This window comes from Acidovorax sp., assembly GCF_034519795.1.
GTDB lineage: Bacteria > Pseudomonadota > Gammaproteobacteria > Burkholderiales > Burkholderiaceae_C > Acidovorax.
Genome location: NZ_JAXHOB010000026.1, coordinates 95,520 through 104,720 on the forward strand (window position 1 = coordinate 95,520; position 9,201 = coordinate 104,720).

Sequence of the window (9,201 nt, forward strand, 5' to 3'; positions counted from 1 at the left end):
AAGTGGTTGCAAGGCGCTGGTATCGGTTTGAGACAAAAATTAGGAGCAATTTGAACGGCTTGGCGGCAGTATTCATCGCACCTTGGTAGGGTGCACACCAGAATTGGTGGCGATCAGGCAGGTCTCCAGATTGGATAGTTATGGCAGTCTGTCCAAGGCATCATAGCCCTCTTTTGTAACTCGAAATATTTCCCGCTTCGCACTCATTGGCTCGATATACCCCAAGGATTCCAGCTCTAAAAGAGCACTCGTCCAGATAGCCCTTGAGCGATCATTGCCGTCTTCGATGAGGTTATTTCCTCGAAAAAAAAAAAATTTTTCTTGAATGGCTTGACCGCCAATGTAAGAAATATTCATTATCACGGCATGTTGGTCTGCTGAGCACTCCTTCAGCATGAAGGCGGCCTCTTTTGATAGTTCTGGCACCCGAGGTAACTCAACGACTTCCTGCGCAGCGTCTCTTCGGTCACCTCGCTGAAAATAGGGGTGGCGGTTTAGATTGAGTTGGAGTTGTCGATATAGTTTTGTTCTGAAATCATTGAGGTCTGAATAAGATTCGTAGAGGCCTCGCGATTGACAAGACTTCTTGAATTGCTTCAGCTGCTCATACTGATCGGGTTCGATAATGTCAGCTATCACAGGAGCGCTCGAAAAATACAGCATTGTGGGCTTTTGCACTTTAATAATTTCTTCAATCTCCTCCACTGTGCCGCTTGCAAACTCACCCCGTAGAGGTGCCAATACGTGTCCAAAATATTCCAATAAGCAGGTCGCAGTCTGAAAGGATCTGTTTATTAATTATGGATTGTGGACGGCTCTCCCATCTCCGGTGCCGAGTGCGTCCTCCCCAGCCAACTGGAAGGAGTACAGTCTCAGATCGATCTGAGTGAACTGTGTTCCATTCTGAGAGAAGTTCTCGCACTATAGCTCTTTCCGCAGGCACATCTCCAGGGATGCGATCATGACTTTAAAAACGGTGGCGGTATAGCTCATAGGATTTATCGGGTCAAAAATTTAGTAATGATGTATTGGCCGCTTGCTGCTTGACGCAGTTCGTCAATTGGTTTCATGGAGGGCCTTGGGGATTTATATGGTGTTGTACCACGGGGTCGTTCAAAGCTACTAAAATCCGCAGCCCGGCCAAGGTGGGTCGCGAAACACGGTAATCCAGCACCACGGAAACATACGAACGAAAACAACTAGGTGCAGGGCGATAAAAACAATAGGTACGTTGCGCTCGATGTGCGTTAGTGGCCGGTAAAGCTCTGGATTTGTCCCCCTTTCCATTGCTTCCCATTCTGCCTCATAAGGGCTAATTGGGAGCCTCTTCTCAATCTGATGAATAACCTTGAACTTGGCGGTGTTTAGGTTTGAATAGGAGATAATGAGGGTCCTCCATAGCCACGACAGAGCTATTCCGCCGCACGCCAACATCCAGTTATATTCTCCAGTGTCTTTGATCGATAGATAGCCTACAAACGCCAGAATTGCTGAATTTAAGCTTAGAAAATAGGTGTTTGCTGTAGCGCGGCGCTGGCTTATGCGATCGGCCATCTCTACATAAAGTTTGTACTGATCTAGTAAATGGGTATACCATTTATCGTTATGGGGGTACGTGACCCCCTCTGCAATCTCATTGAACAGCGCGGCTCGGTCGACCTGAGGTGTTGGCATTAGCGTGCCCCTTTGACCAGTTTCTTTAAGTTTTCCCAAGTCCACGAGTAGAGCTTATCGTCAGGTTTTGCTGTCGATGGTTTAGTGCAGCCGTCTTGATAAGCAGCCAATAAAAAGTAAGGCTTCCCAATATCTTGGGCAATCAGGACTTCGTGAGCAACTCCAGACGCAGTTGGCATGGTTTTGCCGCACAGCACACAGACGACATCTACGTAAGCGAGTTTGGCCTTAATCTTTGCTTTCCAATCGCCAGTTAGGTGTTCTTTGGAAGACCAATCCGCAAATTCAAAGTCAGTGTCGGGATGCTTTGACTGTCCCACCAGCAAGTCCTTCTGACGCGCGTCGTTGTCAAAATCGAAGCTTATGAAAACACGCTTCTTACTCATGCTTGCTCCTCATCTTGATTGAGTCTCTACTTTTAGAAGTCTTGCACAAAGTGTTGTTCGGAGAAAGCGAAACTTGGTAGTAAGCCATGCACCCTAAGCACTGCCAGCAAGGGCGGGTGAACTTCTTGCCACGCCGCTCGGGTTAACCCGCACCTCTAAAATTTCTCAGTGACGCCTCATTTTGCTGAAACTCAGCGCGCCCCTCGCCCTGATACACCACTTCCCCGGTCGCGATGACCATCACCGTGCACCACTCCCCGTGGCGCAGCAGCTCGTAGTGATCGAACGGCAGCGGCAGCACGCGGTCATCCATTACCACGCCATTCTTGACGAGGACACGGAGCAGGGTAGGGTGCCCGCGGCAACTCCCAGCGTGACCCATCGGAAAGTGTTTGTCGAGTCGCAACCTGTCACAAGGCGCGAGTTCGTCCGTCTTGGATGTGATGGGTCAATTGTTGGCCATCGAAAACCACATCCAGGAAGGACTGAACATCATGAATCGCGCGAATTGGTTCGCTGTCTCCCCCGAAGGCGCAAAGGCGGTCGGCGCATTGCATCACTACGTCGTCAATGACACAGATCTGCCCAGCGCACTCATCCACCTTGTCTTTTTGCGCGTATCGCAAATGAACGGATGCGCTCACTGCATCGACATTCATACTCGTGATCTGCTCAAAGAGGGGGTGTCGATTGACAAGGCAGTACTGGTTCCAGTCTGGCATGAGGCCCAGTATTTGTTCACTGAACAAGAACGTGCAGCGTTGGCGTGGTCGGAAGAAGTCACGCGGGTAAGCGAGACTCACGCATCAGACGAAGCCTACGCCGCTGCCCTGGCCGTGTTCGGCGAAAAGGACTTGGTGGACTTGACCCTGACCATTGCAGCCATGAACGCGATCAACCGTCTTGGCGTTAGTTTCCGCCTAAAGCCTCGTGCAAGAGCCTGAAGGTCTTGTGCGGTTGACTTGAGTTGTACATGAGGGCGCGAACATGGACGCACGAAACAGTTGGCTTCGATTCCCTTAAAGCCTGAAGCGGTAGCGATGCCCATTTGGCTTTGAAGCACGGGTATCAAAACGGCGCCCGTGACACCACCACCTCAGCGCGCCCCTCGCCCTGGAACACCACCTCCCCAGTGGCAATGACCATCACCGTGCACCACTCCCCGTGGCGCAGCACCTCGTAGTGATCGAACGGCAGCGGCAGCACCCGGTCATCTATTACCACGCCATTCTTGGCGGGAACCCGGAGCAGGGTAGGGTGGCCCCGGGGGGACGTTCTCGTCAGCACCGCCGACCCACAGGAGCCTATTTGGATCGGTCGATTTCACAGTGCCACTCCTGCATGTACCAAACCTTGTCTATTCGCTCGTAGCCGATGAAGCGGATCATGCCGGCTGTGATGTAGGTCACCCGAGGTTCGTACAGCTTCGGAAAGCCTGATCCCAGGGCCTCCAGTACCTCATAGGTCTTGTCCTCGCCCACCGACTTTTCGTGCTTCAGCCACAGGTCTCCATAGCCCCGGCGCCTCACAGGGACCTGCAACTGACCTTCTTCCCGTACCAACATGACCTTCACTCGCATGGGGATGACTGTATCGGAAAATACTGTAAATATGTACAGTGTTACACCATGTGCACCCGGTACATCCCACCCCACGAGCGCGCCATTGAGCGTGACTGGCACATAGGCAACCGCAACCCCTATCGCTGGTGGGAGGAGGTGCTGCACCCCCAATACGTGGGCCCGTTCGTGAGGAGATCCCCAGGGGGTAGCGCCAGGCCCGTTGAGCTGGTCATTGGCCAATGGGGGCTCATCCCGAGCTTCGCCGCGACACCTCAAGTGGACTTCCCCACCAGCAACGCCAGGTCGGAGGAGTTGGTGTCCAAGCCGAGCTATCGCGATCCGTGGCTGCGCGGTCAAAGGTGCCTGATCCCCGCTGAGAGCTTCGATGAGCCCTGCTGGGAGTCCGGGGCCAATGTGTGGTGGCGATTCCATCGGGTTGACGGTCGGCCGTGGGCGCTGGCGGGCCTGTGGAACACGTGGGTCGATAGAGCGACGGGGCAGCCCTTCGAGAGCTATTCGATGCTTACCGTCAACGCGGATGACCACCCCGTGATGTCCCGCATGCACAAGCCCAAGTTGGACCCCACGACCCGACGACCACGGGCGCACCAGGACAAGCGCAGTGTCGTATCCATAGAGGCCCGAGACGTTGGCGCATGGCTATTCGGAACTGTCCATCAAGCACGGCGACTGCTCACACCACCCGCAGTTGAACACCTGAAAGGAGAGCCCCACCATGACCCACGCCATCAGCATCTACGCACCACACCTCAGCTGTTCGCCTGAGACATTGGAGCGGGCAAAGGCAGCCGCCCTGGCCACATTGGATCGCCTCGGGGTGGCCCTTGAGCAGGCCATGGACGCGCGCTTTGAAATGGAGTGCTGGGACGACATGGGCTGCCCCGATGACCACAACTTTGCGGATGTGGACGGCAAGCGCTTCGATGCCTTTTCCGCGGCACATAAAGCAGCCATGGAGGCCTGCGGAGTGAGGTTCGATGACGGTGTGTTTGACATCGGAATGGATGAGGTGTCCGCGACTCCCTACAGTGACAGCCAGGTACCGGCCCGCGTGTTGTCTGGCCTTTTGGCGTGATCTGCCGCTCCGTCGTCCCGATGCGTCGTGTCTGATCGTCAGGGCTTCGGGCGAACCAAAGAGTTTCCGAGCAGGTGCTGCCGGGCTTTGCGACAGACAGACCGCAATCCGGTCAATTGTTGTCGATGACCGAAAAGCTCGCCGTCTGCCGCGTGATCAAACCATTGGCCACGATGAATGTGTCCGTCCCAAACTCCACCTTCGACGCGGCAGACTCGCACGCCCATTCCACATAGGCCAGGTCTTCGTGGACCACAGCCACCTTGGTGCGCCAGGCTGCGTCGGGCAGTTCATGGATCAACTGGGCATACATCGATGCAATTGCTTCTGGGCCCTGGTAGGTGTTGCCGTTGGCGATGACCACGGCGTCGGGTGCGTAGTGGGTGGATACCTTGGCAGCGTCTTGCTCGCCCAGGGCGGTTTCGTGGCTGGCAAGAACCTGTGCGGTGGTGGTAGTAGGCATGCTGCGTTTCCTTGTATGCAGATGGGTTGGTCGATTGGGTTGAGCCCTGGCCAGGGTGGGCCTGCCAGGGCATACCTGCCCGGATCAGGCAACCGAAATCACCACTTTTCCGCGGATGGGTTGGCCATCGACTTCGCCTCGCTCCAAGGCGGTGTGGGCTTGCGGGATTTGCGCCAGCGAGAACCTGGCGCCAATGACCGGGCGGATGCGCCCGCTTTCCAGCAGCGTCTTCAATGCCTGCAGCTTGCCCCGGTTCTGGCGGGTGAAGACAAAGTGGTACTCGGCGTTCACGCCCCATGCGGCGACGAGGTTCTGGGGTGTGGCCAGGTCCACCAGGGTCACGACCCGGCCGCCGTCGGCGAGCACGTGGGGCGACTGGCTCAGGGTCAGCCCGCCGATGGTGTCGAGCACCACGTTCACGCCCTGGCGTCCAGTCAGGGCGGCGATCTCTTCGGTGTAGTTCTTGCTGGTGAAGTCGATGGCGTGGTCCGCGCCCAGTTGGCGCACGAACTCCAGGTCATGGCCCCTGCTGGTCGTGTACACGGTGGCCCCCATCGCCTTGGCCAGCTGGATCGCGATGGAGCCGACGCCGCCCGCTCCGCCGTGGATCAGCACAGACTCGGCCGGGTGCAGCTTGGCGCGTGTGACCAGTGCCTCCCAGGCGGTGCCGCCGACGAGGGTGGTCGAGGCGGCTTCCTCATGCGACAGGTTCGCCGGCTTGTGGGTCACCAGCGCTTCCGGGACCACGTTGTACTGGGCATACGAGCCCCCTTTGGGCCCAAAGATCTTGGGTGTGTAGAACACCTCGTCGCCCACTGCAAAGCCTGTCACCCCCGGGCCCACTTTTTCGACCACGCCCGATACGTCGTGGCCGATGATGGCGGGCAGGGGCACATGGTCGGGGTAGTCGCCTCGGCGAATCTGGTAGTCGAGCGGGTTGATGGCCGTGGCCATCACGCGCACCAGCAGCTCGCCGATGCCCACTTCGGGAACCGGCACATCCTGCAGCTCGAAGCTGTCGGGGCCGCCAAATTTTGTCAGAACGATTGCTTTCATTTCACTGTCCTTCAGTAACGGGTTGGGCTGGGGCAGGTGGCGTGTGACGGCCATCTGCTGCACGCTGGTGAGCGCCTGAACGGCTTCATCGGCAGCGCACAGGTCCTATTGTCATATCGATGTTTTGCGAAATGACGTTGCGTTGAAATTGCCCACGCTGCATTCAGGGCCTGCGTGTGCGCGGGGGTGTGGTGGGCGCCTTCTCTGTTAGGGCGACCGGTTTCAGAACCCTCGGCTCCGCACTGGCCTCAGCAAGCTGCTAGAGTCGTTTCCATCTTCGGCATGGCAGCCCATGGCATGCGAAGCAGCCAAGAACCCGCAGCCGAGTGATGAACGAAGAACAGCTACCCCTCATACAGATTCTGGATGTCCTGGCCAACGAGCAGCGCATGGAGATCCTGCGCAAGCTCAAGTCGCCGCGCACCAGCTTTCCGCCCCAGGACGAGGGTGATCCCGTGCAGGATGGCGTGTGCGTGTCGTCCATCCAGGCGGGCCAGGGCTTGGCTTTTTCCACCACATCCAAATACCTGGCAGACCTGGCACGCATCGGTCTGGTCACCGTCAAGCGCAGCGGCAAATGGTCCTACTACAAGCGCAACGAGAGTGCGATACGGGCGGTGGTTGCCCGGTTGAAGACCGAACTGTGAGCTTGGGGGGGCGGCTGTGGGTGGCCGCTGGGCGCTGCAACCGCTACGATTTGGTCGGCCGGCGATGCACAGGAGAACATCCATGATCCATCAAGGACTTGCAGCTTGGAGGCGGGCCGCATGGCAGGCGGGCTGCTGCATCGCCTTGGGGGGCAGCGTCTGCACAGCCGCATCCGCCGGGGTGACCGACGGCGATCTGTTCGGCCACCGCCTGGGTGCCCGCCTCGCGACAACGCCGACCACCATGGGCTACTGGAGCCAGGGGCGGGCCGTCATCATTGTCGACAAGCCCGAGATTCCGCCCGAGTTCGAGAAGCTCGAACTGCTCACCACCCCCAAGACCTACACCATCGGCAACATCTACGCGAGCAAGAGCCTGCCGGAGCGCACCGCCGCCTTCACCCTGGCCGAAAAGTACAAGGACCTGTTGCCCACGCTCTACCGCGAGCAGTGCGTGCGTGAGCGGGATGGCTTTGGCGGGGTGGTGCTGGACATGCGCTGCGGCCAGTACCAGTTGACCATCCAGATCTACTCACCGGACCGGCAGAACCCCAATGGCCTGTACACGGTGCAGATCGGTTTGACGATGGCGAAGGAGACGCGGGTCGGCTACGACTGGCAGGTGCTGCTGGACGAGGAGATGGACGCCGTGGACAAAGAGGGGCGCCAGCGCCGACTGGAGCAGGCCAAGAAGGACAGGAGCCTGCGCGGCTTTCCTTGAGAAGACCTATCCGGCGTCGCCCTGGCGGACCTTGGCGCGTGCGGGTTGGAGTGCCTTCAACGCAGCCACCGTCTCGCGCAACCCGCGGTGCAGCCGCTTGTCCTTGCGCACCACCACGGCCAGGGTTCGGGCCAGGGGCGGTGACAGGGGGCGCACTTCCACGGCACGGCCATGCGTGCCCTGCACGGCCATGCCGGGCAGCACGGCGCAGCCCAGGCCGGCGGCCACCAGCTCCTTGATAGCTTCCACGCTGCCCAGCGACATGGCGGGCTGCAGGGCCATGCCTGCCTGGGCGAACCAGGCGTCGGTGATGCGGCGGGTCTGGCCACCGGGCTCGAACAGCAGCACGGGGTGGCGGGCCAGGTCGGCGGCGGTTACCTTCTTTGGCAGGGCGGTTCCCTTGGGCGCGATGGCAACAAATGCGTCCTGCAGCACGGGTGTGATGTCGAGCATGCGGCCGCTGGCGGGCAGGGTGATCAGGCCCAGGTCCAGCGTGTTGTCTTCCACCGCCTGCACGATGTCGGCCGTATTGCCAGTGCGCACGGTGATCTCCAGGCCCGCAAAGCGCTGGCGTAGCGCGCCCAGCACCGGCGGCAGCAAGAAGATGCAGGCCGTGGCGCCCGTGCCCAGGCGCACGCGGCCTGTGGTGCCGCTGGCGTGGTGGGCCACCGCGTGCAGCGCGTCGGCCACGGCGGCATCGATGCGGGCCACGTGCACCAGCAGCTCGGCCCCTGCAGCCGTGGGGCGCAGCACGCGGCCCACGCGCTCCACCAGCGGCGTGCCCAGGCGCTTTTCGAGCTGGCGCACCTGCAGGCTCACGGCCGGTTGGGTCAGGTCCAGCCGCTGGGCGGCGGCCGAAAAGCTGCCCAGTTCGATGGCGGTGGCAAAGCCGTGCAGCTGGTCGAGGTTGATGCGTTCCATGCCAAAGAATTTCTCATACTTTGCATAAGTTGTGAAAGCTTCTTTTATGGATTGCGGCGCGCCACACTGGCGCCATGCATTCCTCTTCAACGCTCACTTCGCCACTTTCTTCCCCTGTCGCAGCGCTGCATGTGCGCGATGCGGCCGATGCCGATCTGTCCGCCATCCAGGCGATCTATGCCCACCACGTGCTCCATGGCCTGGCCTCGTTCGAGGAGGTGCCGCCCGGCGTGGACGAGCTGCGCACCCGCCTTGCAGCCGTGCGCGCCGCGGGCCTGCCCTACCTGGTGGCCGAGGTCGATGGCGTGGTGGCGGGCTATGCCTATGCCACGCTGTACCGCCCGCGCTCGGCCTACCGCCATACCGTGGAGGACTCGGTCTATGTGGCGCAGGGCATGGCGGGGCAGGGCATTGGTGCGGCGCTGATGGCCGCGCTCATCGCGCGCTGCGAGGCAGGGCCCTGGCGCCAGATGCTGGCAACCATAGGGCAGGGCGATGGCAATGCGGGCTCCATCGCGCTGCATGCGCGCATGGGTTTTGCGCGCATCGGGGCTTTGCGGTCGGTGGGGTTCAAGCACGGGCAGTGGCTCGATACGGTGCTGATGCAGCGGCCCCTGGGTGCGGGTGATGGCGCACTGCCCGCGAGCGTGGCTGGGGCCGGTGCGTGACGCTGGC

Annotated in this window: 15 protein-coding genes; 6 read left to right on the top strand and 9 right to left on the bottom strand. The window is 59.7% G+C overall.

Going from position 1 to position 9,201, the window contains the following annotated elements; all coding sequences use genetic code 11:
* Positions 1–138 precede the first annotated feature (138 nt).
* From U5N23_RS27585 to U5N23_RS27600, 4 genes are all read right to left on the bottom strand, one after another.
* Positions 139–705, bottom strand: a complete 567-nt coding sequence (locus tag U5N23_RS27585; protein WP_322595901.1) for a hypothetical protein — start codon at positions 703–705, stop codon at positions 139–141.
* A gap of 417 nt (positions 706–1,122) precedes the next feature.
* On the bottom strand, positions 1,123–1,674 hold the full coding sequence (locus U5N23_RS27590; protein WP_322595902.1) for a hypothetical protein: 552 nt from the start codon (positions 1,672–1,674) through the stop codon (positions 1,123–1,125).
* Positions 1,674–2,060 (bottom strand): TIR domain-containing protein, encoded by a 387-nt coding sequence (locus tag U5N23_RS27595; protein ID WP_322595903.1) that lies wholly within the window; start codon positions 2,058–2,060, stop codon positions 1,674–1,676. Before U5N23_RS27595 ends, U5N23_RS27590 begins: the two co-directional genes overlap by 1 nt.
* 142 nt (positions 2,061–2,202) lie before the next feature.
* On the bottom strand, positions 2,203–2,373 hold the full coding sequence (locus tag U5N23_RS27600) for a hypothetical protein (RefSeq protein WP_322595904.1): 171 nt from the start codon (positions 2,371–2,373) through the stop codon (positions 2,203–2,205).
* A gap of 181 nt (positions 2,374–2,554) precedes the next feature.
* Between U5N23_RS27600 and U5N23_RS27605 the strand changes: the two genes are divergently transcribed.
* Positions 2,555–3,004, top strand: a complete 450-nt coding sequence (locus U5N23_RS27605) for a carboxymuconolactone decarboxylase family protein (protein WP_322595917.1) — start codon at positions 2,555–2,557, stop codon at positions 3,002–3,004.
* Between the two features lie 124 nt (positions 3,005–3,128).
* Here the strand turns inward: U5N23_RS27605 and U5N23_RS27610 are convergent, their stop codons facing one another.
* Together U5N23_RS27610 and U5N23_RS27615 are read right to left on the bottom strand one after the other, a co-directional pair.
* Entirely contained in the window at positions 3,129–3,284 is a 156-nt protein-coding gene (locus U5N23_RS27610; RefSeq protein WP_322595905.1) for a hypothetical protein, read from the bottom strand.
* 80 nt (positions 3,285–3,364) lie between these two features.
* Positions 3,365–3,640, bottom strand: coding sequence for a hypothetical protein (locus U5N23_RS27615; protein ID WP_322595906.1), 276 nt, complete (start codon positions 3,638–3,640; stop codon positions 3,365–3,367).
* 48 nt (positions 3,641–3,688) lie between these two features.
* Here U5N23_RS27615 and U5N23_RS27620 point away from each other — a divergent pair, with 48 nt between their 5' ends.
* Together U5N23_RS27620 and U5N23_RS27625 are read left to right on the top strand one after the other, a co-directional pair.
* Entirely contained in the window at positions 3,689–4,408 is a 720-nt protein-coding gene (locus U5N23_RS27620; protein WP_322595907.1) for an SOS response-associated peptidase, read from the top strand.
* The gene (locus U5N23_RS27625; RefSeq protein WP_322595908.1) at positions 4,359–4,718 is read left to right on the top strand and encodes a hypothetical protein; all 360 of its coding nucleotides are present in this window, start codon (positions 4,359–4,361) and stop codon (positions 4,716–4,718) included. The genes U5N23_RS27620 and U5N23_RS27625 overlap by 50 nt, the downstream gene beginning before the upstream one ends.
* 112 nt (positions 4,719–4,830) lie before the next feature.
* Here the strand turns inward: U5N23_RS27625 and U5N23_RS27630 are convergent, their stop codons facing one another.
* Positions 4,831–5,181 (bottom strand): nuclear transport factor 2 family protein, encoded by a 351-nt coding sequence (locus tag U5N23_RS27630; RefSeq protein WP_322595909.1) that lies wholly within the window; start codon positions 5,179–5,181, stop codon positions 4,831–4,833.
* An 84-nt stretch (positions 5,182–5,265) separates the two neighbouring features.
* Entirely contained in the window at positions 5,266–6,237 is a 972-nt protein-coding gene (locus U5N23_RS27635) for a zinc-dependent alcohol dehydrogenase family protein (RefSeq protein WP_322595910.1), read from the bottom strand.
* A 329-nt stretch (positions 6,238–6,566) separates the two neighbouring features.
* Here U5N23_RS27635 and U5N23_RS27640 point away from each other — a divergent pair, with 329 nt between their 5' ends.
* Positions 6,567–6,884 carry a transcriptional regulator gene (locus U5N23_RS27640; protein ID WP_322595911.1) on the top strand — a complete coding sequence of 106 codons (318 nt, stop codon included), beginning with the start codon at positions 6,567–6,569 and terminating at the stop codon, positions 6,882–6,884.
* 82 nt (positions 6,885–6,966) lie between these two features.
* Entirely contained in the window at positions 6,967–7,605 is a 639-nt protein-coding gene (locus tag U5N23_RS27645; protein ID WP_322595912.1) for a hypothetical protein, read from the top strand.
* A gap of 6 nt (positions 7,606–7,611) precedes the next feature.
* Here U5N23_RS27645 and U5N23_RS27650 read toward each other — a convergent pair whose 3' ends face one another.
* Positions 7,612–8,526, bottom strand: coding sequence for a LysR family transcriptional regulator (locus tag U5N23_RS27650; RefSeq protein WP_322595913.1), 915 nt, complete (start codon positions 8,524–8,526; stop codon positions 7,612–7,614).
* Positions 8,527–8,600: 74 nt separating this feature from the next.
* Here U5N23_RS27650 and U5N23_RS27655 point away from each other — a divergent pair, with 74 nt between their 5' ends.
* Positions 8,601–9,194 (top strand): N-acetyltransferase family protein, encoded by a 594-nt coding sequence (locus U5N23_RS27655; protein ID WP_322595914.1) that lies wholly within the window; start codon positions 8,601–8,603, stop codon positions 9,192–9,194.
* Positions 9,195–9,201 lie beyond the last annotated feature (7 nt).